Annotated in this window: 22 protein-coding genes; 8 read left to right on the top strand and 14 right to left on the bottom strand. The window is 37.7% G+C overall.

Annotated features, from left to right (window positions below):
* Positions 1-2: 2 nt before the first annotated feature.
* The 6 genes from QNH17_RS07710 to QNH17_RS07685 all read right to left on the bottom strand — a co-directional run bounded on the left by QNH17_RS07710 (position 3) and on the right by QNH17_RS07685 (position 7538).
* The gene (locus tag QNH17_RS07710) at positions 3-2297 is read right to left on the bottom strand and encodes a thiamine pyrophosphate-dependent enzyme (RefSeq protein WP_283878147.1); all 2295 of its coding nucleotides are present in this window, start codon (positions 2295-2297) and stop codon (positions 3-5) included.
* On the bottom strand, positions 2297-3310 hold the full coding sequence (locus QNH17_RS07705) for a 2-oxoacid:acceptor oxidoreductase family protein (protein ID WP_283878146.1): 1014 nt from the start codon (positions 3308-3310) through the stop codon (positions 2297-2299). The genes QNH17_RS07710 and QNH17_RS07705 overlap by 1 nt, the downstream gene beginning before the upstream one ends.
* A 320-nt stretch (positions 3311-3630) precedes the next feature.
* Positions 3631-4350, bottom strand: a complete 720-nt coding sequence (locus QNH17_RS07700; RefSeq protein WP_283878145.1) for a LutC/YkgG family protein — start codon at positions 4348-4350, stop codon at positions 3631-3633.
* A gap of 2 nt (positions 4351-4352) precedes the next feature.
* Entirely contained in the window at positions 4353-5777 is a 1425-nt protein-coding gene (locus QNH17_RS07695; protein ID WP_283878144.1) for a LutB/LldF family L-lactate oxidation iron-sulfur protein, read from the bottom strand.
* A gap of 84 nt (positions 5778-5861) precedes the next feature.
* Entirely contained in the window at positions 5862-6578 is a 717-nt protein-coding gene (locus tag QNH17_RS07690; RefSeq protein ID WP_283878143.1) for a (Fe-S)-binding protein, read from the bottom strand.
* 231 nt (positions 6579-6809) lie between these two features.
* Positions 6810-7538 (bottom strand): FadR/GntR family transcriptional regulator, encoded by a 729-nt coding sequence (locus QNH17_RS07685; protein ID WP_283878142.1) that lies wholly within the window; start codon positions 7536-7538, stop codon positions 6810-6812.
* 320 nt (positions 7539-7858) lie between these two features.
* Here QNH17_RS07685 and QNH17_RS07680 point away from each other — a divergent pair, with 320 nt between their 5' ends.
* On the top strand, positions 7859-9550 hold the full coding sequence (locus QNH17_RS07680; protein ID WP_283878141.1) for an L-lactate permease: 1692 nt from the start codon (positions 7859-7861) through the stop codon (positions 9548-9550).
* A gap of 119 nt (positions 9551-9669) precedes the next feature.
* Positions 9670-11415: a B12-binding domain-containing radical SAM protein gene (locus QNH17_RS07675; protein ID WP_283878140.1), complete on the top strand. Its 1746-nt coding sequence runs from the start codon at positions 9670-9672 to the stop codon at positions 11413-11415.
* 18 nt (positions 11416-11433) lie between these two features.
* On the opposite strand, the gene QNH17_RS07670 is transcribed toward QNH17_RS07675, so the two are convergent.
* The gene (locus tag QNH17_RS07670; RefSeq protein ID WP_180230027.1) at positions 11434-11571 is read right to left on the bottom strand and encodes a hypothetical protein; all 138 of its coding nucleotides are present in this window, start codon (positions 11569-11571) and stop codon (positions 11434-11436) included.
* Positions 11571-11732 (bottom strand): protein YkzP, encoded by a 162-nt coding sequence (locus tag QNH17_RS07665; protein WP_166257651.1) that lies wholly within the window; start codon positions 11730-11732, stop codon positions 11571-11573. The genes QNH17_RS07670 and QNH17_RS07665 overlap by 1 nt, the downstream gene beginning before the upstream one ends.
* Before the next feature lie 139 nt (positions 11733-11871).
* Between QNH17_RS07665 and QNH17_RS07660 the strand changes: the two genes are divergently transcribed.
* The 5 genes from QNH17_RS07660 to QNH17_RS07640 all read left to right on the top strand — a co-directional run bounded on the left by QNH17_RS07660 (position 11872) and on the right by QNH17_RS07640 (position 16711).
* A complete protein-coding gene (locus QNH17_RS07660; RefSeq protein WP_283878139.1) occupies positions 11872-12225 on the top strand; it encodes a DUF3905 domain-containing protein in 354 nt (117 codons plus the stop codon).
* Positions 12226-12338: 113 nt separating this feature from the next.
* Positions 12339-13466, top strand: a complete 1128-nt coding sequence (locus QNH17_RS07655) for a CdaR family transcriptional regulator (protein WP_283878138.1) — start codon at positions 12339-12341, stop codon at positions 13464-13466.
* Between the two features lie 109 nt (positions 13467-13575).
* Positions 13576-15039 (top strand): glycolate oxidase subunit GlcD, encoded by a 1464-nt coding sequence (gene glcD, locus QNH17_RS07650; protein WP_283878137.1) that lies wholly within the window; start codon positions 13576-13578, stop codon positions 15037-15039.
* A complete protein-coding gene (locus tag QNH17_RS07645; RefSeq protein WP_283878136.1) occupies positions 15036-16361 on the top strand; it encodes a (Fe-S)-binding protein in 1326 nt (441 codons plus the stop codon). The genes glcD and QNH17_RS07645 overlap by 4 nt, the downstream gene beginning before the upstream one ends.
* Before the next feature lie 152 nt (positions 16362-16513).
* Positions 16514-16711 carry an alpha/beta-type small acid-soluble spore protein gene (locus QNH17_RS07640; protein WP_283878135.1) on the top strand — a complete coding sequence of 66 codons (198 nt, stop codon included), beginning with the start codon at positions 16514-16516 and terminating at the stop codon, positions 16709-16711.
* 40 nt (positions 16712-16751) lie between these two features.
* On the opposite strand, the gene QNH17_RS07635 is transcribed toward QNH17_RS07640, so the two are convergent.
* From QNH17_RS07635 to QNH17_RS07610, 6 genes are all read right to left on the bottom strand, one after another.
* The gene (locus tag QNH17_RS07635) at positions 16752-17981 is read right to left on the bottom strand and encodes an anti-sigma factor domain-containing protein (RefSeq protein ID WP_283878134.1); all 1230 of its coding nucleotides are present in this window, start codon (positions 17979-17981) and stop codon (positions 16752-16754) included.
* Positions 17978-18727 carry an RNA polymerase sigma factor SigI gene (gene sigI, locus QNH17_RS07630; protein WP_144548683.1) on the bottom strand — a complete coding sequence of 250 codons (750 nt, stop codon included), beginning with the start codon at positions 18725-18727 and terminating at the stop codon, positions 17978-17980. Before sigI ends, QNH17_RS07635 begins: the two co-directional genes overlap by 4 nt.
* A 328-nt stretch (positions 18728-19055) precedes the next feature.
* Positions 19056-19520 (bottom strand): hypothetical protein, encoded by a 465-nt coding sequence (locus QNH17_RS07625; RefSeq protein WP_144548682.1) that lies wholly within the window; start codon positions 19518-19520, stop codon positions 19056-19058.
* Positions 19521-19624: 104 nt separating this feature from the next.
* Positions 19625-21163: an aldehyde dehydrogenase family protein gene (locus QNH17_RS07620; RefSeq protein ID WP_283878133.1), complete on the bottom strand. Its 1539-nt coding sequence runs from the start codon at positions 21161-21163 to the stop codon at positions 19625-19627.
* A gap of 15 nt (positions 21164-21178) precedes the next feature.
* A complete protein-coding gene (locus QNH17_RS07615; RefSeq protein WP_283878132.1) occupies positions 21179-22276 on the bottom strand; it encodes an SDR family oxidoreductase in 1098 nt (365 codons plus the stop codon).
* A 142-nt stretch (positions 22277-22418) separates the two neighbouring features.
* Entirely contained in the window at positions 22419-23999 is a 1581-nt protein-coding gene (locus QNH17_RS07610; protein WP_283878131.1) for a peptide chain release factor 3, read from the bottom strand.
* Positions 24000-24173: 174 nt separating this feature from the next.
* Here QNH17_RS07610 and QNH17_RS07605 point away from each other — a divergent pair, with 174 nt between their 5' ends.
* Complete coding sequence (locus QNH17_RS07605; protein ID WP_283878130.1) at positions 24174-24434, top strand: hypothetical protein; 261 nt, start codon at positions 24174-24176, stop codon at positions 24432-24434.
* Positions 24435-24482: the final 48 nt, after the last annotated feature.

Genomic DNA, 24482 nt, shown 5'->3' with positions numbered 1-24482 from the left:
ATTTACAACATTGGATTTTCATCCTTTGCTTTTAGACGCTGCCATCTTTTCTCAACTTCAGCTTCAAACTCTTCTAACATTGGCTTGTTCTCTTCTTTTAGAAGGTGTTTTGTTTTCCCCATATACTTTAACCAATCCGAAAGTGGAATTCGTTTATTCTTCTCTTCTGGATTGTAAGTAATCGATGTAACCCCCTGTTCCACTTCATAAAGAGGGAAGAAACATGAGTTTACCGCAGCCTCCACAATGGTTGTGCCAAAACGATCGTCAGATTTCCAGTTAAGCGGGCATGTGATGAGAAGTTTCCCGTAAACTGTACCGACATTTTGTGCATACCACTGTGCTTTAGCGCCTTTTTTAACTAGGTCCTGAGGGAATGCTTCGGAACCTGTAAACACATATGAAATATTCGTTGCTGCCATAATTTGTGCTGTATCTTTATGATGGAAAGCCTTACCACGCTGTGTTTTTCCTACACCTGAAGTACTTGTCATATGACCGATTGGCGTGGAATAAGACATCTGTGAGCCGGTATTCATGTAGCCTTCATTATCATATTCGAGCATAATTAGCTTATGACCACGAAGCGCTGTACCGATAGCTGATCCCATCCCGATATCCATTCCGCCATCACCAGTAATCATTACGAATGTAGCATCATCAGATACCTGAATTTCACCACGGCGTTTTAATTCCATGAACGCTTCAACAGTACCTGATAATGTTGCAGCACCGTTTTGGAATAAATTGTGCATCATTGTTTGCTTATGGGATGTGCTTGGATAAGATGTAGTAGTTACATAGGCACAGCCTGTTTGGAATAGAGTAACGATGTCTCCCTCAATTCCTTTAAAGAACAACTCAAGCCCAGCAAAAATTCCACAGCCCGGACATGCACCGTGACCTGATGCAATTCGTTTTGGTTTACCAGTTAAGGCCCGAAGTGGTGGTATTTTTACTTTTAATTTATTTGTTTCTTCATCCATTTTCACATCGATTAGTCCAGTTTTATAGACATCTCCATGTTGAGGTAAAATGACTGGCTTAAGAATTTTCTCAGGATTGCCAGGGATATGTCCATAGTAATCAAATGGCTTTTCGGCATAGCCTTTTTCCAATGTATCCAATGCCATATCAAAGAATGCCTCGGCATCACTTGCGTAGAAATCCTTACCGCCAAGTCCAAATACGCGACTTAACACAATGGTCTTGTTGTCTTTGTCATCTTGAAGTGCAGATTTCACTTCATGTGTAAGGTTAGGACCATTTGCTCCATAGGAATCGGCGCGTTCCCCAATTAATAATGATTTTACATTCTTAAGAGCTTCGCGAATTTCTTTTGCAGGGAATGGACGAATAATATTTGGACTGATCACTCCAGCCTTTATTCCTTTTTCACGAAGTTGATCCACAACATCCTTAGCAGATTCTGCAGCAGAGTTTAATAGAAATAAAGCAACTTCTGCATCTTCCATTTTATATAAATCTAGTACAGGATATTCTCTTCCCGATAGCTTAGCGTATTCTTCAGCTACCTCTTTAAAAATCTCACCAGCATTGTACATTGCTTCAGACTGTTGGAAGTGATTGTTAAGGAAATCATCCCCGCTCATATGGGCACCAATCGTTACTGGTTTACTTAAATCCCTAATAAAGTTGTAATCTGTTGGGCATTCACCCACAAATTGCTGCACAACACTGCGCTCCTTAAAGAATTCAACCCGGCGCTTTTGATGGGAAGTAAAGAATCCATCATAAGCAACAATAACAGGTAAACGGACCTTAGAATGTTCCGCAATTTTTAATGCCATAATATTCATATCATAAACAGCTTGCGGGGTTTTTGCTGTTAATATGACCCAGCCTGTATTTAAAGCATAATATAAGTCAGAATGATCTCCGCGAATATCTAATGGACCACTCACAGCACGCGTAACAAGATTCATTACCATAGGAAAACGAGTACCTGATTGGACTGGCATTTGCTCAAGCATATACAAGAATCCATTTGCACTTGTTGCATTGATTACCCGTGCACCTGTTGCTGCTGCACCATAGCAAATCCCGGCCGAACCGTGCTCACCATCTGCAGGAATCAGTTTAATATCATGTTCTCCACGTGTTTTCATTTGATCTAAAAATTGAGCGACCTCAGTGGAAGGCGTTATTGGGAAGTATCCCATAATATGATAATTGATTTGTGCTGCGGCCATTGCAGCCATTTCATTCCCTGATTCAAAAGTAGAAATTTGTTCTGCAATGCTTTTTGATGTTAATTTTTCTTCTAAAATAGACATTATTGGACCCCTCCTGCAATATACGGAAAGTTTTGTTTAACGCGGTGGTCATCTGCATACCCAAGTAATTCGCGAAGATCACCAAGGGCATCCGTTGGACAGGCTTCCACGCATTTTAGGCAGCCTTTACAGTATTGATAATCAATACCTTTAAGGAACATTTGTTTTCTGCCACGCTTATCCTCTCCTTCTTCCCAAACGAAACAATAGTCCGGACAAACATTGTCACAAGCTGCACAATGAATACATTTCTCTTGTTGGAATTCTGGAAGGAATCCTTGGCGTGAACCGCTTAAATCTTTATAAATACTATTAGCTTGTGAAACCATGACTCCACCGATTTCCTGAGTCATATATCCCAGCATTGGCAATGGACGGGTAAAAGCTTTTCCTTCCGCCCCGGCTGGTACTTCGTATGTTTTAAACTGAACCTCATTATAACCGCGGTCAAAAGTACGGATATTTGGCTCAACTAGATGCGGGTATTTTTTTGTGAACGTTTTCCTTATTACATCTCTCATTGATTCTGGATCTAAAAAGTCACAAATGCGATAGAGTGCACCTAGCATGGCTGTATTTACTTTCGTTTTTTCTTCAACAGCAATCGAAAGGGCATCTACAATGGCAAGTGTTCCGTATTCCAATTGTAAATCCTTTTTTACTTCATCAAATTCTCTCGCTGTATTAACGAGTACGATACCATCAGCATTTAATCCGCTGACAACATTAACAGTTCTATATAAGGCTTCATGGAAAACCCCAACAATATGTGGTTGTTCAATTGGACTATGGTCTCTAATTTCCACATCTGGTTCACAGAAGCGGATAAAGCTCTTTACTGGAGACCCCTTTTTTTCTGATCCGTAGGATGAAAAATTAGAACCCTTCAAGCCAAGACTTAAAACGCCTGCCTCCGCCAACATTTTTCCAGCAAGGTTAGCACCTAACCCCCCAATTGATTCAAGACGGATTTCAAAAAAGCCCAATTCATTTTTTTTCGGTAAAATAGACATAATGTCCCTCCCTGATTTGAAAAGCGGAAGCGCAGTGACCAGGGGCTTATGACCCCGAGCCCCTAGGCGCTGTAGCTAGAAATCTCGTAAAATAAAATTTTACTTCCCCACAACTATTGTAAAACGAATATTTTTATTAATCTGTGATAAAAGTCAAACACAGAGAAAAAAATTTTATAACACAAAAATTCATTATTGAATAAATGCTAGTATATATGATTTTCAAGATGATTTTTCATTGTATAACAGATTCAAAATTGTTGTAGAACAGAAAATAAAAAAAGCCTGCACCCGATTATGGTACAGACCTTTAAAAATATTTATAAATCATTAATGACAATATACGATGCCTTTACTGGTCCATGCACTCCAACGACAAGATTCAATTCAATATCCGCAGAGTTACTCGGTCCAGTAATAAAATTGACGCATGAAGCAACATGACCAGTTTTCTTATGAATCTCCCGCATCTTTTGAGATGCTTGCGTAATCCGCGGTACTAGTGTACTTTTCGGTATAAGTGCGATATATGTTGCAGGTAGAAAGCTGACAGTTCTTCCTTTATTCTCATCACTAAACAATACGACCGTTCCGGATTCAGCCAGTGTTATTTCACTAATAGTAATCCCTACATTAGCCTTTTCCGCCTTTGCAATGTTTTGTTGCCCCTTGCTATGATTCCACTCGTAAACCTCTATATTCTGTGCAGGCCATTCCTTCTTCAAAAGCGGATCTAGTCCCCACTTGGAAAAGCGATCATCTTTCCAAGTGACAATCGGACCGCCGCCAAAACCAGAAACTACTTCATTTAGGACTGAAGATAAATCATTGCTTTCAGTTACATAAAGGCTTGTATGAATTTTTTTACATTGGTCTTTAAGTACCTCTAACAATTCATCTTGTGTAGCATCTTTCAAAACCTCATATTGGGGCTGGAATTTCCAGGTCGGCCTTTCAACTGGAGAGGAAATGCGTGGCCGCCCAAGACTGCCCGCGATTTGGTTTAGAAATTTATCTCGATTGTGAATCGTCCCAACCATGATTATTTGCCTCCTTTTTCACGGTTTTTAAACCAATCTCTGAATCGCTCTTTATTTGGTGCCGGAAAATCTCGAATATCTGTCCAAGCCTTTAATGGACCTGGTCCTTTAGTTATCTTCTCACCCACTGTAAAAGGGTTCATGGCAGCGGGTGCCATCTTAGATCCTATCTTATACATGATTGGAGAGGCTGCCCCTAAACCAAAAGCTTTCATTAATAGCTTTTCGGATATTGGTGCTTTTCCCTCTTTTTCGACAATAACTTCTCGGTGTTTATGAAGAAGGTTATGTAATGGTATTTTTACTGGACATACTTCTGTGCAAGCACCACATAGGGTTGAAGCGTAAGGAAGCTCTTTAAATTCGTCATATCCGCCTAATAATGGTGATAGGACTGCACCGATAGGGCCGGAATAAATAGAGCCGTATGAGTGACCGCCCACATGCCGATACACTGGACATACGTTAATACAGGCAGCACAGCGGATACACTGTAAAACAGATTGGAACTCTCCCCCAAGTATCTTGGATCTTCCGTTATCAACAATGACAAGGTGAAATTCCTCCGGACCATCGACATCAAATGCTTCTTTCGGTCCTGTTAACACAGTAATATAGCTAGTTAATTTCTGACCTACCGCACTTCTCGTTAGTAAGCTTACTAAAACTTCCATCTCTTCAAAGGTTGGAACCAGTCTTTCCATTCCCATAACTGTAATTTGTGTTTTAGGTAATGCTGTTACTAAATCAGCATTTCCTTCGTTAGTTACTAGACTAAAAGAACCTGTTTCGGCCACAGCAAAATTACAGCCAGTAATTCCAATATCGGCTGATAGGTATTCCTTACGAAGCATCTCACGGGCATGCCAAGCTAACTCTTCTGGTTTTGATGTTTTTGTGTAACCTAACCTCTCCGTAAACACATCGCGAATTTGCTCTTTGTTTTTATGGAGCGCAGGTACAACAATATGAGACGGCGGATCATGATCATCAATTTGAAGAATGTATTCGCCAAGGTCTGTTTCTATAACCTCACAGCCTTCTTGTTCCAACATCGCATTTAAACTGATTTCTTCAGTTACCATCGATTTCGATTTAACAATTTTCTTGGCTTCCTTCTTTTTTACAATCCCTTGGATATACTCATTTGCTTCTTCCTTAGTTTGTGCAAAAAATACATGTCCACCACGCTTGGCAACATTCTCACTTAGTTGTTCTAAATAATAATCCAAATTTTCCAGTACATGTTGACGAATTTCTTCCCCATGAGAGCGCCATTCTTCCCAGTTTCCTAGTTCCTCAGCGGCGACTCTTCTTTTTACACCCATACCGTCCTGTGCTCCAGCAACGGCACCGCGCATGAAGTCATCATGAATTCCTTTATCAACACGCTCTTTAAATTGATCTGTGCTAATCTTCATTGCCATACAATTATTCCTCCATTCTTCTAAGTTTATAAAACTTGTCTGTTGATTTCCGTTCCAGGCACTTCAATTAATAGAGTTCCAAAATCAACGGCTATTTAATACCTCGGCAATATGCATTACCTTGATCGGTTTTCCAACTCTATCAATTCTTCCGCCAATATTCATTAAGCAGGCTGCATCGGCACCGATTAGATATTCAGCACCAGTTTCTTCAACATGTCGGACTTTTTCATCCACCATTTGCTCTGAAATTTGAGCCATTTTTACTGCAAAAGTACCCCCAAATCCACAGCATTGTTCCTTCCCAGGCAATTCAGTAAACTTTAGACCTTTTACATTACTTAATAGAATCATAGGAGCTTTCTTCACACCTAACAATCTTGTCATATGACAGGAGGTATGATAGGTTACACTTCCTTCAAAACGGGCACCGACATCCTCAATTTTCAAAACATCAACAATAAATTGCGTAAGTTCAAATGATTTTTCAGCAAGTTTTTTTGCCTTTGGTTCCCAAACGGGGTCCCCCTTAAAAATATGCTGATACTCATGGAACATCGTTATGCAAGATCCTGATGGAGAGACTATGTATTCAGCATCGATAAATGTGTCTATCATCCGTTTCATTGCTTCTTTTGTTTCTTTAACATAACCACTATTATATGACGGCTGCCCGCAACAAACTTGTGATTCAGGAAAATCAATTTCACAACCGAGCCTCTCAAGGAGTTCGACGGTGGCCTTTCCTACATTACTTTGGAACATATCTACAATACAAGTTGCAAAAAGTGTAACCTTCATGATTGTCTTCCTCTCCTATAATTCAATTTTCATAATTTCCGCTGATGAACTGGTCATCTGATGACTTAAATAAAAAAAGAAATAAATTTTTATATTATTCATACTACAATAAAACTAGAACCTTTTGAAAGTGCTTCCAGCAAAAAAAAATAAAATTATAAAAAACATGCATTCTCCAATGGCTAGGAGACGCATGTTTTATGGGTTCAATCGATTTTGGCTGTAAAATAGTTAGTTTGGAAAATTCGCAGATTGAAAATACTTTTGCAGCACAGCTTCTACATTTTCTAAGTGTACGAGCATAAACTTTCTCGCTTTTTCTTCATCCTGCTCTTTTACAGCTTCAAATATATCCTTGTGTTCATCAAATAGTCGCTCCACTGTGGTTTGTTTAGAAAAGAGCCAAACACGTCGTGTTTCTTTCATGGTTTCTCCCATCAAACCAGAAACATGATTCATTAAGCTAAGCAACAAAGGATTTTGCGCGGCATCAGCAAGAGCAAGATGAAATTGTAAATCAGCTTTTTCACCCAGTGTTTCATTCCCTTGTGCTTTCTTCATTTCTTCCAGTGCTTCCTCCAGCATGGATAAATGTTGACTCGTTCTTTTTTTAGCAGCTGCAGCAGCCGTACCAATTTCAATTATCTTACGAACCTCTAATAATTGAGCAATGTCTTCTTGGTTCATTAAAATAGCTGTCGATAGCGGAAAAGTGATTTGCTCTGGTTCAAATTCCTTTACAAATGTACCCTCCCCTTGCTTCATTTCAACGAGACCCATCGCTCTTAACGAGGTTAACGCTTCACGGATGGCGGAGCGGCCCACTTGGAAATTTTCTGCAAGTTGTTGTACCGAATCAAGTTTTTCACCTGGTTTAACTTGACCCGTTCGAATCATTTCATATATGGCCTCTGCTACTTCTTCATAGATCTTTTTTGGTTTTATTTTTTTATAATTCACCGGTCCAGCCCCTAACAAGCATTCGTTTCTCAGACGCATCTTCATTATACAGTTTTTTCAAAAATCTGCCTATGTAATCAACTTCATCAATTTAAACAATATTCTACTATTTGTTACATGATAATATTTAATAATGCAAATTTTTAAAAAAAAGATTGAATTTCTTCCATTTCGTCCCTATAATTCATTTTAGAAGCAGGAAACATCTAGTCATCTGATGACCTAGTCACCATTTGTAAGCGGTTGCTGAAATAAAGGAGGGTAGACATCATTACTTGAAGAAAAATCAAAAAAAGCTAATTCGGGGGGATTAAGCTATTATGACATTTACTCAAAATTTTACAGCAGTGGGGGATAATCTCGCATTATCTGCTGTTGTTGCACTAATTCCGATTCTTTACTTTTTCTGGGCTTTAGCTATTAAACGGATGAAGGGCTATCTTGCTGGATTATCGACACTTGCTATAGCCTTAGTGATTGCAATTTTTGCCTATAAAATGCCTGCAGGTATGGCATTTATGTCTGCCTCACAAGGTGCTGTATATGGTATACTGCCGATTGGCTGGATTATCATTACATCAGTATTCCTCTATAAACTTACTGTAAAGACTGGACAATTTGATATTATTCGAACCTCTGTTGTTTCTATTACTGAGGACCGCCGTTTACAAGCATTATTGGTAGCGTTTTCCTTTGGAGCGTTTCTTGAAGGTGCTGCAGGATTTGGAGCACCAGTTGCCATCTCGGCAGCACTTTTAGTAGGTTTAGGATTTAATCCTTTATATGCAGCAGGACTTTGTCTGATTGCTAATACTGCACCTGTTGCATTCGGAGCGATTGGTGCACCGATTATTGCCATGGAAGGGCCAACTGGTATTGCAGCAACAGAGATCTCAAAAATGGTAGGCCGCCAGTTGCCATTTTTATCAGTCTTTATCCCATTCTATCTAGTATTTATCATGGCTGGCTGGAAAAAAACGAAAGAAGTCATGCCAGCAATTCTCGTATCAGGAGTAGCATTTGCTGGGACTCAATATTTTACCTCTAACTTTATGGGACCAGAACTTCCCGATATCTTATCAGCTTTAGTTTCCTTATTTGCACTTGCCATCTTCTTAAAATTCTGGAAGCCAAAAACAATCTTTCGATTTGCTTCTGAGCAAGAACTTGCCGCTACGTCAGCAAGGCAACTTAAAACACAAGATGTACAGCATACGGGTGGACAAATTTTCAAGGCATGGTCACCTTTCCTATTGTTAACAGCAATAATTACATTATGGGGTATGCCTACCGTTAAGCTTGCATTAACTGGTCATTACGAGGGTACAAACGCCATCTTAAAGGCAGTTAATTCGATTGGGCATGCATTTACATATATTCCAAATGTGCCATTAATAAATAATAAAATCATTAACACCGCTGGGGCTCCTATCCCAGCAATTTATAAATTGGAACTTCTTGGAGCAGCCGGTACAGCAATTCTAATCGCAGCGATTTTAACAAAATTCATTGTCGGCATCTCATGGAAAAATTGGGCTATTACTTTTGGCGAAACAATTAATGAATTAAAATATCCAGTCATTACAATCGCTTCTGTTGTTGGTTTTGCCTATGTTACGAATGCATCTGGAATGAGTACTACTCTTGGAATGACACTTGCCAAAACAGGTTCTTTACTATTTCCGTTTTTCTCACCTTTCCTTGGCTGGCTTGGTGTGTTCATTACTGGGTCTGATACTTCTGCAAACTTATTATTCGGTAACCTCCAAAAAATCACAGCTACTTCTATTGGTATGGATCCGGTGTTAGCTCTGGCAGCTAACTCTTCAGGTGGAGTAACAGGAAAAATGATTTCACCACAATCAATAGCCGTTGCCTGTGCTGCTGTTGGACTTGCAGGTAAGGAATCCGAACTTTTCCGTTTTACAATCAAACACAGCTTCTTCCTAGTGATAATAATTGGAATTATGACCTTTGTTCAGAGTCATTTCCTCAGTTTTATGATTCCTTAATAATTAATTGAAAAGACCTATGCCAAAGCGGCATGGGTCTTTTGTATCGTTTGCTTCATTTTTTGTCTAAACTAGGCTATAATAAAATATTGTTTTCATTTATGCAAAGGAGTTTTTTTATGAATGTTATTTGTTCCACCTTGAATGCTAAGTTTATCCATACCAACCTAGCGATTCGCTATTTAAAGGCATATGCAGAACCAGATTTTAATATACAAATCAAAGAATATACCATAAAGGACCCTATATTAAATATTGTTACAGATCTTTATCAACAGAAACCGAAAGTGATTGGATTTAGCTGCTATATCTGGAACATCGAAGAAACCATTAAAGTGGTCAATCTGTTAAAAAAAGTGGACCCGTCGCTAATTATTGTTCTGGGCGGACCTGAGGTTACTTATGACACCCGTGAATGGATGGAAAAAGTCCCAGAGGTGGACTTTATTGTTATGGGTGAAGGAGAACAAACCTTTAAACAATTGCTAACAGAAATACAAAATAATCATAACTTTAAAAAAGTTCCTGGAATTGCCTTACGTGAGGATCAGCAAATTGTTATTACTCCCCAAATAAATAAGTTGGACCTTAAGGAATTGCCTTCACCTTATCGTTTCCCTGAAGACATCGCCAATTTAGGCAAACGTGTCACTTATATTGAGACTAGCCGTGGTTGTCCATTCAGCTGCCAATTTTGCTTGTCATCGATTGAGGTGGGGGTTCGGTACTTTGACCGTGAAAAAATTAAAGAAGATATACGCTATTTAATGGCAAATGGGGCAAAAACAATTAAGTTTGTCGATCGTACCTTCAATATTAGCAGGAGTTATGCAATGGAAATGTTTCGTTTCTTAATAGATGAACATCTCCCGGGAACCGTCTTTCAGTTTGAAATTACAGCCGATATCATGCGTCCTGAAGTGATTGAATTTCTTAATCAAGAAGCACCAAAAGGTCTTTTCCGCTTTGAAATCGGTGTTCAATCCACCAATGACTTTACCAATGAACTCGTAATGCGAAAACAAAATTTTTCAAAACTGACAAGAACAGTCTCATTAGTGAAAGAAGGCAAAAAAATCGACCAGCATCTTGATTTAATAGCTGGTTTACCTGAAGAAGATTACGCTTCTTTTCGAAAAACTTTCAATGATGTATTTGAACTCCGTCCTGAAGAGCTGCAATTAGGTTTTCTAAAAATGCTCAGAGGAACTGGAGTCCGGCTTCGTGCGGATGACCACAAATATATATATATGGATCATTCTCCCTATGAAATTTTAAGTAACAATGTCCTCTCTTTCGATGATATCGTTAGAATTAAGCAGGTGGAGGATGTGTTGGAAAAGTATTGGAATGATCATCGGATGGATACTACTGTGGAATATTTAATAACCAATGTGTTTCCTTCACCGTTTGACTTCTTTCAAGAATTTGGTTCTTTTTGGGAAAGCCAAGGCTGGTCTAGAATTGGTCATCAACTAGAAGATTTATTCCGAAGACTGTTTGCCTTTTTGGAACACCAGGATGTAGCCGACCTTGATGTTATTGTTGGGCTAATGAAATATGATTACCTCTTGAAGCACAAATTCAAACCGAGGAAACCCTGGTGGGAAGCAAGCTTTAATAAGGAAAAAAGAACACAAATTTACAAACGAATTTCAGAACACCCAGCTATTTTAGGACATTCATTTGTAGAGCTTGGTCTCGATGAAAAAGAGTTATATAAACATACGATGCTTGAAGAACTCTCTTTTGATTTATCAGAGTTCCAAACAACTGGGAAAATTTCTAAACAAGCCTCCTGTCTATTAGCTTATTTTGACCCAATGAACAATCGTACACTTATCTTTTCATATTCTGAAAAGTAACAAGCCGGCGTTGCCGGCTTATTTCTTTTTATTGTTTTTCTTCTCTTTTTGAGTCACCTGCATAATATCATATAATTTTGTGCCGTTAACATCGCCAAATTCGATGCTGAATTCTTCAGTAGGAATACGTGGTGGGGTTTTACGGCGGCTTTTCATTAACTTCTTCCCTTTTTCCCTAATTTTGAATTTCGATTTTGAAATCTAATCGCATTGTTATTATCAGTAAATTCCGCTGAAAATTCACTTTCTTGAACATTTTTATGAGGTGTTTTTGTATATTTTTCCACTGCATCAAATTCTGCTTTACGCTTAGCCATCAAATAATCCTCCCTGAAATAGTTTAATCTTACTTCCATAGTTTTGAACAAACTAAAGGTAATCATTCCTTTCCTTATTTTTCATAAATAAAATTGTCCTTCTCGAAGAAAATAAAGAAAAAACAGGAGTGATTAGAAAATGAAAAAAGCGAAAAATACACAGTCCGCCAAACCAGTGAGCTTGAATGAAACGATGCCCCATCAAATCAGTGCGCCTAGTTTTGAGGGTACGGGAATAAAAATGGAGCCTCCCTTTGTTAATAAACATGGCGTTACAATTGGTGATAGTATTTATGCCTCGCCTAATTCTCCATTAGAAAACTGGACAAAGGATACCGACCCTTCGATTATGGCGGGAGATGAATGGGTTCATCCGACAAATGATATTGGCTGGAACACAAGTGAAAATCGTGAGCTATTGGAAAGCAAAAAGAAACCGCAAGCATATCCTTTTATGCATCCTTCAAAAGATGTAAGTCAAGGAAGTGATTAAGATTATAATTTCTACCAAACTCTGGGTGATACATCCAGAGTATTTTTTATACCAAAACAACTTGCAGACAAACACTGTTATAATATAAGCAGTTGTTCATGGAGGTGTCACCCTTGATATTACCTGAATTAGCAGAAAAAATTGTCAAAGAAGTTCAGAAGTTAATTGGTGAAGATATTATAGTTGTAAATACGGAGGGCTATATCATTGCAAGTACAGACCTCGATAGAGTAGGTTCTTTCCATGAAGGAGCATTGATCGCATTACAACAAAAACGAAAGATGATTATTAAAGATGAAGACCAATTAAAGTTATCTGGTGTAAAAGCTGGGATTAATTTACCGATCTTATTTCAACATGATGTGATTGGTGTTATTGGGATTACTGGCGAACCAAATAAAGTTACCCCCTTTGGAGAAGTAATCCGAAAAATGACTGAACTCCTTATTAGTGAAAATTATTATGCAGAACAGTTTGAATGGCATACCCGGGCAGTAGAATCATTCATAATGGATTGGGTCCAAGCCAAAGAGTGGAATTACTCCTTCTTAGACAGAGCTAAGCTTCTATCAATAGACATAGAAGTCAAAAGAATGGTTGTAATTATTGAGTTTATCGGGTTAAATGCACCACTTTCGAGAGATAGTTGGACAATGATTTTTAATAGGTTTCAGCAAAATACAAAAGAAGTTGTCTCCCGGTCGGGCAACGAAAGGATGGTTTTACTCATAAATTGCACTAATCGGCCTACACGGGAGAGTATTGAAAGACGCTTGAAGCAATTTTTTCAATTCTTGACAAGCAATTTCGGGATTCAAGCGGTTGCTGGTGTTGGTCAGGCAGTGGATTCGCAGGAAATCAGTAATTCATATCGACAAGCCGAAAGATCCCTGAAAATAGCTAAGTTAAATTCCTCGATTATCTTCGATGAAGATTTGACACTTGAAATGATTTCTGAAGAAATAAATCCTAAAATCAAAGCTGATTTTATTACAAGAACCATTGGCCCCCTATTGAAGGAAACAGAACTATTAGAAACCATTAAAGAATTATTTAAGCAAAATCATTCGCTGAAGAACACATCCAATACATTACATATACATATTAATACCCTCCACTACCGTTTAAAAAAAGTTGAGGAATTAACACAATTAAACCCTAATAATATCCAAGATTTAGTTACGTTGTATCTTGCAATTCTCTTTTTGGATGAACAAACAAAAATTCAAAAATATTATTGAGGTTTTTTAGATATTCATCCATAGCAGGCAGAAGCCTGTTTTTTTATACTTAATTTAGAAGAAAAAATCATTTAGCTTGTAAGCGTATTCAGTGAATGGAGGAAACAGAATGCTTTCCAAAGTAGTAAAAGACAAATTAATCAGCATTGTCTCAAAGGAAAATTTTGATGATGCTAAAACCGAAAGACTTGTTTATTCTTATGATTCAACACCAAACTTGCAGGCTATGCCAGATGCGGTTGTCAGCCCAAGGAATACAAAGGAAGTCTCAGAAGTTGTTAAGGTATGTAATGAAAATAAAGTGCCTATTGTACCGCGAGGTTCTGGGACAAATCTTTGTGGAGGTACCTGCCCAACTGAGGGTGGCGTAGTTATTCTTTTCAAGCATATGAACAGAATTGTTGATCTAGATGAAGAAAATTTAACGATTACTGTCCAGCCAGGCGTCATTTGCCTCGATGTAGCTAACGCTGCTTCAGCAAAGGGACTTTTTTATCCACCTGATCCAGGTTCAATGAAAATTGCCACGATTGGTGGAGCTATTAACGAAAACTCTGGTGGATTACGTGGACTTAAATATGGAGTAACCCGGGATTATGTGATTGGTCTTGAGGTTGTCATGCCGAACGGGGATATCGTAAGAACAGGTGGAAAACTGGCAAAAGATGTCGCAGGTTATGACTTAACTCGGTTAATGGTGGGTTCGGAAGGAACTCTTGGGATCATCACTGAAGCAATTTTAAAGCTTATCCCCATGCCTGAAACCAAGAAAACGATGCTAGCCTTGTATCAGGATCTAGAAGCTGCAGCAAAATCTGTTTCCAAAATTATCGCCAATAAAATTATACCTATCACACTTGAATTCCTAGATCAACCTACGATTAGAGTAGTCGAAGACTATTCTAAAATTGGATTACCTACAGACGTTCAAGCAGTTTTATTAATTGAACAAGATGGTTCACCTGAAGTTGTCGAACGTGATATTGAAAAAATCATCAAGGTTTGCGAGCAGGAAGGTGCCGTCTCCGTTAAAGTAGCATCTTCAGAGGAAGAAGCGTTAGCCTTAGCTGCTGCAAGGCGCACAGCACTTTCTGCACTTGCACGACTCAAGCCAACTACTGTACTTGAAGATGCTACTGTCCCAAGGTCAGAACTAGCGAAAATGGTAAACGCCATCAATAACATTGCTGACAAATACAATCTGCAAATTTGTACTTTTGGCCATGCAGGTGATGGAAATCTCCATCCTACATGCCCAACGGATGCAAGAAATCACGAAGAAATGGAACGTGTCGAGATGGCTTTTGCTGAAATCTTTGAAAAAGCAGTGGAACTTGGCGGAACCATTACAGGTGAGCATGGTGTTGGAGTTATGAAAGCACCTTATCTTGAATGGAAACTGGGTAAAGAAGGAATTGCCGTGATGAAAGCCATTAAGCTTGCTTTGGATCCAAATAATATCATGAATCCAGGGAAGGTTTTTGCTAAAAGTTATAAAAAGCGCGTGGTAGTTTCTGGCCAAGGAACAGTATTAGCAGCAGACGACAAAAAAGACATGGTGGTTTCAAAATGACAACTGTTAAAGAAAAAGAAATCATCCAAGAACAGTTTAAAGTGAGAATGAATGAAGATGAACTATTAAATTGTATGCGATGTGGCTTTTGTTTGCCTGCGTGTCCCACATATATTGAATCAGGCTATAAAGAATCACATTCCCCGCGAGGCAGGATCGCCTTAATGAAGGCTGTAACCGATGGTTTAATTGAACCGGATGAAGATTTTGAGCGTTCACTTAACCTTTGTCTTGGCTGTGTGGCATGTGAAACTGTTTGCCCATCTGGAGTAAAGTATGGCCATTTACTCGAAGAAGCACGTGATATTGTCAGTCAGAATAAGAAATACTCATTATCGACTAGTATCGTTCGAAAAACAGTATTCGAAGGATTGTTCCCACATCCAAATCGAATGAAAAATGTGACAGGGTTAATTGGGTTTTACCAACGGTCTGGTTTACAAACTATGGCGAGAAAAATTGGATTCTTAGGTATATTGCCTGAGCATCTAACCTTAATGGAAAAAGTACTACCTCCAGTATCAACGATGAAAGAACTGAAAAATAGACCGGTTCATGCAGAACCAATTGGAAAAAAAACACACCGAGTTGCCTTCTTTAGTGGCTGTTTGATGGACTCCATGTTTATGAAAACAAATGACGCTACCATCAAATTACTCCAACTGGCTGGCTGTGAAATTGTTATTCCCGAGGAGCAAACATGTTGTGGTGCCCTGCACGGTCATTATGGTGAAAAGGGTGGTTCAAAAGATCTTGCCAAGAGAAATATCAAAGCTTTTGAAGATTTAAATATTGATTTTATCATTACAAATGCCGGGGGTTGTGGCGCATTCTTACTTGGTTATGATCACTTATTAAAAGAAGACCCAGAGTGGAGCGAACGAGCAAAGAAATTCACAGAAAAAATTCAGGATGTGTCCGAAATTCTAGTTTCAGTTACCTTCCATGAAAGAGTAAAATTAGAGCTTCCATCTCAAATAATTACGTATCAGGATTCTTGTCATTTAAGAAATGTAATGAAAACTGCATCTGCACCAAGGCTCCTTCTGCAATCTATTAAAGGAGCAACGTATGTTGAGATGAAAGATGCGGACCGTTGTTGCGGTTCTGCGGGCATATATAATATTATCGAATCAGAAATGTCGATGAAAATGCTTGATTACAAAATGGTCCAAGCCAAAAATATTCATGCTACCACAATTGTAACTGCTAACCCAGGCTGCTTATTACAAGTAAAGGTTGGGATTGAAAAGGAAGGACTCGCTGAGAAGATGCGAGGTGTTCACATCGTTGACCTATTATTAGAGGCAGTGAAGGAATAGGAGGAAGGAGCCGTTTGGCTCCTTTTTATTTTTCTTTAGAAATTTATATCCAATAACGAAAAACATTTCCACTAATAAAACAACAAAATAAATTAATAATACCTATACAGAGGTAAAATTATCTCTGGACAGAAAATAAGGAGCTGATTTATATGGCTAATAGCAGGAACAAGTTGTTAGTACCTGGGATTGAACAATATTTAGATCAAGTTAAATACGAAATTGCCCAAGAATTTGGAGTAAATTTAGGGTCAGATACAGTTTCAAGAGCAAATGGATCTGTAGGCGGGGAAATTACAAAACGCCTTGTCCAACAAGCACAAGCACAATTATCTGGACAACAACAATAACTTTATAAATATGGAAAAAGTCCGGAATTACTTCCGGACTTTATTTATCCTTTTGATTACTCCTATGGTTTCCATAAGGTTTTTTATTTTTTTTGTCATCCTGTTTAGCTATTTCTTTTTCTTTATTTTTATCTTTCCATTTGTTCCCATTCTTATTTTTACCGGTATCTCTATAACTGTCTTTCTTTTCAGACTTTTCTTGATTCGACGGTTTTTTGTTCTCTGCTTTTTTTTCTTTTCCGGGATCTCTATGGCTGTCTTTCCCTTTAGACTTTTCTTGTTTCGTCGATTTTTTGTTCTCTGCCTTATTTTCTTTTTGATTATTATTTTGTTTTTTAGGACGCTCTTGATTTTGCTTTATTTGCTTTTCATTTATCTTTTTCAATTGTCCGGGTGGAGTAAATTTTCCATTTATCCCTTTCTTTTCAGGCTGCCTTTTATTTTCTGCAAAAGCCTTATTTTGTAGGGCCTTAGTTTCTGTTCGTTTTTTTAGTGGTACAGAAGGCGGAGATTTAACAGGCGGTTTCGTTTGTATAGCTTTACTATCTGAAGTTTTCTTTTTATCTTTTGTTTTCACTTTTTTTGTTTTATTAATGGAAACTTGGGTATTATTATCATGTAATTTACCAGTAGTAATACCACGTTTATGAGCATCATCTAATGACTCTTTTGAGGCGTTAACAACTGTTGGTTCAGCATTTTGCTTTTCAATTGATGCTTTAATCTCCTCAATGTTCGCTTTAAGTTCCTTTTCCACATTTTCTTCCGGACTTTTGGTTCGAGCTGTGGATATAATAACGTGATCATTTTTACTCAAATAACCTTCTTTATTCATTTCAGCTAAGATCGTTTGTACTAAATCAGAAACATTTTTCTTTTTCCAGCTAGTCAGATGCGAGACAATCTTCTTACCGTCTTTGTTAAATCCTTTGATCTTAACAACCTGCATCTTCTTATTAACACCAAGTTCTATACTAGGATTAACATCAATGGACATATAGGCATATGCTTTATTACTTTGATACATAGGGAAAAATGAGCCTAGCATAATAACGAACACAGCTACTAGTGCCCAAACAGGTTTAAATTTAAAAATGCTAATAAACCAATTAAAAGGATTCGAACTTCTAACACGTTCCATTGGAAAAAAGTAAATTTCTTCCCCAATTGCATATGGCTGATTTTGCCTCGTAGTATGCAAAAACTCACCTTCAGGGGTCATTAGCGTTAGGAATTCTTCTTCTATTTCCATTATAATTCCCTTTTTCATGTGTCTAGCACCCCCTTTATATAATCTTTCATATAAACATAATCACTAGATAAAATAAGTGCAATGGCAATAATATATTTCCTATTTCGTTCAATCGTCTTTCTGCTGACATCTACCATTTTCTCTAATTGTTTAATGGGAAGACGTTTATTAGTGAATAACATTTCTTTTAATTCTTCGTTTTCTACTAACAATTTTGCAGCCATAATTGCGTTTTTGCGCGCATCGACATGCTTCGGTGAATTCTCAACTAAGTCAGAAAAACTTAAATCAAAAGTAGTTAATAATTTCTGAAAGTGAACAATCTCATCCTTTCTTAATTGTTCATCATTCTTTTTTTGGTAATCATCTAATGAGAGTTCATTAACAATAATTGTTCCAGCTGTTTCTTCTTCGTTAGTATCATTGGTTAAGTCAAAACTTAAATGTTGATTTTTGGATTGCTTACGAATATAGTCAATTACTCTTCTCTTGATAATGACTTCGGAAAAACTCAATAAGGAGTTTCCTCGCTCTTTTGAATATTTCTCTATCGCTTCATTGAATGCGATGAGACCAATACTAAATTCATCATCGGTTTCATAGATATATCGTTTGCATACAGAAGATACTGTTTTAGCTATAAATGGTTTGTAAGAATTAATAATTTCGTCAAGCAAATAACGGTCGCCTTGTTGAATCAGAAGAACCATTTCTTCCAGGGTGTTCTTCTTTTTCTTTTTGGCCATAAACAATAAACCTAGCATATGCTCACCTCTATTCGACCAATTATAACATATGAGTGATAACTTGGACTTTTTGGTGTTAAGCATTTAGAAAAAAAAAGCCCCAAGAATGGCTATCTTTTCCTGTTTATTGTTATAGCGCTTATTTATTTTACATTTCCTTTGTTTCATGTTTTTTTATTTCCCTTACCACACCCTTTAATCTTGTTTCTTCTGTATAAAACCTTATTTTCACTACATAGTTACGTTGCATCTTAAGCAATTTGTGGGGGTTCATTTTAAAAAATTTTTCCCAATAAAAAGCTTCAAATCAGAATATCCTGATTTGAAGCTTTTTATTAAATAAACTTTAATTTTTTAGCTTTAAAGACAGTAAAAATTTAATTAAAAAACCAATAAGCAACCCAGGAATTAAAAACAGCATCGGTAGAAAGACTGGACCAGGATGGATTTGAAAAATTGTAACCTTAGGTGATACCATTAATCCTACAGTAACAAAATAGGCACCGAAGACAAATGGAAAGAATGAGTATTTTTCATTAGCAGGCATGGCAGAACGATACCCATCCCACAAGGAAAATAAATAGACACATGGGTAAAACATTAGCCATTGATAGTTAAGAACCGCCTCTGCATTGTCAATTTCACCTAAAAAGCTGTACATGATTGCCGAATTAAAATGACTATTGGCATTTATCATTACTTCTAAGGTGACAAACAATATTCCTTTGATATATTGACCCATTAACAACTGACTAAAACCAGGAAAAGCAATATTCCAAAAAACAGCTTCCAGTTTATTCATCTTTTTCATCGTACAGTCCCGCTTTTCATGGCATATTTTTTAAGGTGAAAAACCTAAACTTAGTTTATCCATTTTTGCCAAAAAACAGCGGAAATTCTATTATTTTTCCCAACTTAATTCTTTTTAAGGATTCGTAAATAGGTTTGTGAAAATTTAATCCAGTTTCGATTGGTTTGGAAATAACTTTTAAAGAGTTGAAGAAATAATGGGTATTTTCCTTGATATGGATACCAATGAATTTCACTTTTTTTCCGTCCGGTATCCTCGACAATTGCTTTTTCATGGCAAAAAATTCTTAACCCGGCATCCCCATGGTACCTGCCGATTCCACTTTGTTTGGCCCCTCCAAAGGGAAGGCCATGATTGGCAATACTAATAATAGCATCATTTATCACCACTGCCCCTGATACGAGTTTAGAGGATACTCTTCTCGCTCTTTCATTATCATTTGACCAAACACTTGCATTTAATCCATAAACCGTATCATTTGCAAGACTAATTACTTCATCTTCACTCTCAAATGGAATGACTGGCAGAATAGGTCCAAAGGATTCTTCCTGGACTATTTTCATATCATGATTCACATTTGTAACTACCATTAGTGGTAAAAACATACTACTATCCCATTTTTCAGGAATTAGACCGGTCTCTAGACTTGCGCCCTTCTTTAATGCATCCTCTAACTGGTCTCTTACAATTTCTTTTTGAGCCGGGAAGGTCATCGAGCCGACATCATCATCTTCATCTATCCCCTGTTTTAAGTTTAAAATTTCTTTTTTAAGTAAGGATAGAAACTTCGGATAAATCGATTTTTCAACATACAGCCTTTCTGCACTCATGCATACTTGACCACTGTTAGTAAATGCCGCCCACACTGCCCCTTTTGCCGCACGTTCCAAATGAGCGTCTGCAAATACAATCATTGGATCCTTGCCGCCAAGTTCTAGCGTTGTTGGAATAAGATGCTTTGAAGCAACTTGTTGAATGATTTTCCCGGTCGGGATAGATCCTGTAAAGAAAATATAATCTGGTTTTCCATTTGTAAAGGCTGCCCCTACCTCTTTTCCACCATGTGCAACTTGAACAACTCCCATAGGAAAGCCCACTTTAGCAAAAAGCCCCTCTATACATTTGCCTACTAGTGGAGTTACTTCTGATGGTTTTAAAATCACTGTGTTCCCCGATGCCAAAGCACTAAGCATTGGGACCATTGCCAATTGAAATGGATAATTCCATGGCGAAATTACTAAAACCACTCCCCTCGGCATGTATTCAATAAATGATTTCTTTCCTATCAATAAAAGAGGCGTTTTTACTTTTTGGCGCTGAAGAATTCTCTCCCCATGCTTTATTATGTGATCAATACTGTCAAGGGTTGGCATGATATCAGCTACCAATGCCTCCGTAACCACTTTTCCAGTATCCGCAGCGATTGTTTTAGCTATAGCCTCCATCTGCTCTACGATAATATCTTTGAGCTTTAATAGGTATTTTGCCCTCTCAGATATTGTCAGATTACTCCACTGCTTAAACGCAGTTTTACCCTTTTGATAAAAGCTGTCAACCTCGCTTATTGGCGTTTCAGGAATTTCTCCGATCTGCTCTCCTGTTGCCGGGGCAATTATTTTAAGCTTTTCTTGAGTGGCATCCATCAGTCATCACCCCTGCTATAAGATATTAATTTGAAAGGTTGGGTTATTTTTTTCTTGTAAATAAAATGCTGTCATTGGTTTAACCCCATCTTTAAAGTCAGGACAGGCGATCCCTGATTCCTTAAGATCTGTGACAGCATGTGTGCAGTCGAATTGTCCTTTCCAAGTAAAGTAATCTAATGCTTCTTTCTCTACTCCCAGAAATTTGCGCAACGGTTTAATAGAAAGGAACCATTTCCCTATAGTTAATGGTATCATTCCTTTTGGTTGTTTGTTTAGCATTTCTTGCATCATGATTTCATATATTTCTGAAGCACGATAGGGATGAGGGTCTGTTAGATGATACGTTTTTCCAGCAGCTTTGTCTAATTGGCTTAGATAGGTAGTGGCTTTTATAATATAATCTATTGGAACAAGGTTCACAAAGGCTTCACCTTTCCCTAGTCGAGGTATGAGAGGAAGAAATTTTAACCGATCTAAAAAGTTCATAATAAAATAAGGGCCATCAAATTTAATGGTTTCTCCCGTATTGGAATGGCCTTTGACAATCCCCGGCCGAATGATAGTAACAGGTACTTCCTTTTTTAAAGTTTCCACTAAAACTTCTGCTTCATATTTTGTCTGTTCATAATGATTTTTAAAACCGGGTGGTGCAATAAGTTCCGTTTCATACAGAGTCCCTTCTCTATTTCCGACTACATAGGCAGTACTAAAATAAATATATCTATCTAGGTTTGGTAATCTTCGTACCCATTCATTTACGTTTTCCGTTCCATTTACATTCACTTTTTGCGCAATATCTCTTGGAACGGCTAAATCATAAATGGCTGCTAGATGAAAAACATGGGTAACCCTGTGTTGTAAAACTTCTTGTTCTTCTTCTGTAATAGCAAGAAACGGTTTGGTTATATCTCCAACAATTATGTGGAAGGTGGACTCATCTAACCCATATTCCGCTATTATAGCCGCCGATTCTTTTTTTGCACTTGCAACCATATCAGGCAGGATTAGGACAAAAACAGATCCATTCAATTGATTGCTTTTTAATACTTCGCGAATCAATTGATTACAAATGAACCCAGGAAACCCAGTAAAAAAGAAACCTTTTACCAACTTATCTCCTCCTTAGTCTTTATTAAGACGATTGTAATCAATCGTAAAGTCCTAGGAAAAGATTCGTCCATGGGTAATTAGTCTGAATTTTCAGTTTAATAAACGCGAAAAAAAAATGGCGGATTCTATTCCGCCACTTTTCTTAGTCATGTTGGTCCATTGGATTATAGAGTTTAACCGATGGATTTTTCTCTTGAAACCATCTGAGAGCAAAATCATTTTCAAACAAAAATACATAATGATCATATCTGTCTTTCACTAACATTGAACGAGAACTCGATAAATTTTCATCAACCGTTTCACTATCTACCCACCGGGCAATTTTTGAACCCATTCTTTCCATTAAAACCTCGGCATTATATTCATTTCTCATCCGATGCTCAAAAACTTCAAATTGTAATTGACCCACGGCACCTAATAAATAATCATCCGTTTTAACGGTTTTATATAACTGAATGGCTCCTTCTTGAACCAGTTGCTGAATTCCTTTATAGAAAGACTTTTGCTTCATAACGTTTTTAGCCGAAACCCTGACATACAATTCTGGTGTAAATTGCGGAAGTCTTTCATATTGGAAATCGTTCTTCCCGGTAGTCAAAGTATCACCAATTTGATATGTTCCTGTGTCGTATAACCCGATAATATCTCCACTAACCGCTTCATCCACAGTATTCCGTTCTTCAGCCATAAATGAAGTTGACTGGGAGAGCTTAATTTGTTTATTCAAACGTGGAATATTCACTGTCATTCCCCGCTCAAATTTCCCAGAACACACACGCACAAAGGCAATCCTATCACGGTGTGCAGGATTCATATTTGCTTGAATCTTAAACACAAAACCTGAAAATTGTTCCCCTAACGGATCAATTTCTCCAATGGATGAATTCCGGGCCATTGGCGGCGGAGCAAATTTTAAGTATGACTCCAAAAATGTTTGGACTCCAAAGGCAGTTAACGCACTTCCAAAAAATACAGGTGTCAAGTTTCCTGCTGCGATCCTTTCAGCTGAAAACTCATTCCCAGCTTCATTTAGGAGCATAATTTCATCTAGCGTTTGATCGTAAAGTCCGGAATTTTTTAGCGGATGATCACCGGCAATTTCTCCGTCATCATTTAATGGTATAAAACGGTCTTCATCATCTACTCGGAACTGTTCCACTCGATTGTTATATCGATCATAAATACCAAGGAATTCTTTCCCCATCCCAATCGGCCAGTTCATTGGATATGATTCTATGCCTAGAACCTCTTCTAATTCAGCTAACAGTTCAAGCGGCGGCTTGCCCTGACGATCAAGTTTATTCATAAATGTGAAAATAGGGATCCCGCGCATCCGGCATACTTTAAATAGTTTAAGTGTTTGTGCCTCTATCCCCTTGGCAGCATCAACGATCATTACAGCACTATCTACAGCCATCAAAGTCCGATACGTATCTTCACTGAAATCTTGGTGTCCAGGAGTATCCAAAATGTTAACTCGGAATCCTTCATAGTCAAATTGCATGACACTGGAGGTAACGGAAATTCCCCGTTGCTTTTCAATCTCCATCCAGTCACTGGTTGCAAACTTTCCTGTCTTTTTCGCTTTTACAGTTCCCGCGTCTCGAATAGCGCCTCCGAATAATAATAATTTTTCGGTTAGCGTAGTTTTTCCGGCATCTGGGTGGGAAATAATCGCAAATGTCCGGCGTGACAATACATCTTCTTTAAAATTGTTACCCATTTCGTTTTCCTCTCTTTTGACAATAAAAATTTTTGTCCATAACTTCAATCTTATCTCTCAAACAGAAACTTTGCAATATTTCTTTAAACACGAGAGCATAAAGAATATAATGAAAGAAAGTGGTAATGAGAAAAATAAGTAGCGTGAGTACATAACACATCGGAGGTACATGACTTGGATATTACTAAAATCGATCAGCAGACCCTGAATTTATTGCATAAAGCCTTTGAAATTGTCCTCAATGAGAACAATATTCATTATAAAAAAATTGGAATTGCAGAAGAAGATGTCCAATTATTATTCTTGTTTGAAGGAAAAGATGAAAAAGTTCATGTTTTTAAATGGAATAAAGCATCCTGTATAGGAGCCAGTATTGGGGCAATTGCTCAAAGTGTATTACTGCCAATCATTCCACATCTTCGCTTATTATCGTAGCTTTTATCAATCACACCAGCACATTTATAAAAAATTGTGCTGGTTATT

The sequence above is a fragment of the Neobacillus sp. SuZ13 genome (assembly GCF_030123365.1).
Lineage (GTDB): Bacteria > Bacillota > Bacilli > Bacillales > Cytobacillaceae > Neobacillus.
Note: the sequence above shows the minus strand (reverse complement) of the source record. Positions and strands in the feature narration are given on the sequence as shown.

What these genes read in the sequence shown, in the direction of transcription:
- QNH17_RS07710 (WP_283878147.1), bottom strand. Translation starts at nt 2,297, where the DNA reads ATGTCTATTTTAGAAGAAAAATTAACATCAAAAAGCATTGCAGAACAA.
- QNH17_RS07705 (WP_283878146.1), bottom strand. Translation starts at nt 3,310, where the DNA reads ATGTCTATTTTACCGAAAAAAAATGAATTGGGCTTTTTTGAAATCCGT.
- QNH17_RS07700 (WP_283878145.1), bottom strand. Translation starts at nt 4,350, where the DNA reads ATGGTTGGGACGATTCACAATCGAGATAAATTTCTAAACCAAATCGCG.
- QNH17_RS07695 (WP_283878144.1), bottom strand. Translation starts at nt 5,777, where the DNA reads ATGGCAATGAAGATTAGCACAGATCAATTTAAAGAGCGTGTTGATAAA.
- QNH17_RS07690 (WP_283878143.1), bottom strand. Translation starts at nt 6,578, where the DNA reads ATGAAGGTTACACTTTTTGCAACTTGTATTGTAGATATGTTCCAAAGT.
- QNH17_RS07680 (WP_283878141.1), top strand. Translation starts at nt 7,859, where the DNA reads ATGACATTTACTCAAAATTTTACAGCAGTGGGGGATAATCTCGCATTA.
- QNH17_RS07675 (WP_283878140.1), top strand. Translation starts at nt 9,670, where the DNA reads ATGAATGTTATTTGTTCCACCTTGAATGCTAAGTTTATCCATACCAAC.
- QNH17_RS07670 (WP_180230027.1), bottom strand. Translation starts at nt 11,571, where the DNA reads ATGAAAAGCCGCCGTAAAACCCCACCACGTATTCCTACTGAAGAATTC.
- QNH17_RS07665 (WP_166257651.1), bottom strand. Translation starts at nt 11,732, where the DNA reads ATGGCTAAGCGTAAAGCAGAATTTGATGCAGTGGAAAAATATACAAAA.
- QNH17_RS07660 (WP_283878139.1), top strand. Translation starts at nt 11,872, where the DNA reads ATGAAAAAAGCGAAAAATACACAGTCCGCCAAACCAGTGAGCTTGAAT.
- glcD (WP_283878137.1), top strand. Translation starts at nt 13,576, where the DNA reads ATGCTTTCCAAAGTAGTAAAAGACAAATTAATCAGCATTGTCTCAAAG.
- QNH17_RS07645 (WP_283878136.1), top strand. Translation starts at nt 15,036, where the DNA reads ATGACAACTGTTAAAGAAAAAGAAATCATCCAAGAACAGTTTAAAGTG.
- QNH17_RS07640 (WP_283878135.1), top strand. Translation starts at nt 16,514, where the DNA reads ATGGCTAATAGCAGGAACAAGTTGTTAGTACCTGGGATTGAACAATAT.
- QNH17_RS07635 (WP_283878134.1), bottom strand. Translation starts at nt 17,981, where the DNA reads ATGAAAAAGGGAATTATAATGGAAATAGAAGAAGAATTCCTAACGCTA.
- sigI (WP_144548683.1), bottom strand. Translation starts at nt 18,727, where the DNA reads ATGCTAGGTTTATTGTTTATGGCCAAAAAGAAAAAGAAGAACACCCTG.
- QNH17_RS07625 (WP_144548682.1), bottom strand. Translation starts at nt 19,520, where the DNA reads ATGAAAAAGATGAATAAACTGGAAGCTGTTTTTTGGAATATTGCTTTT.
- QNH17_RS07620 (WP_283878133.1), bottom strand. Translation starts at nt 21,163, where the DNA reads ATGGATGCCACTCAAGAAAAGCTTAAAATAATTGCCCCGGCAACAGGA.
- QNH17_RS07610 (WP_283878131.1), bottom strand. Translation starts at nt 23,999, where the DNA reads ATGGGTAACAATTTTAAAGAAGATGTATTGTCACGCCGGACATTTGCG.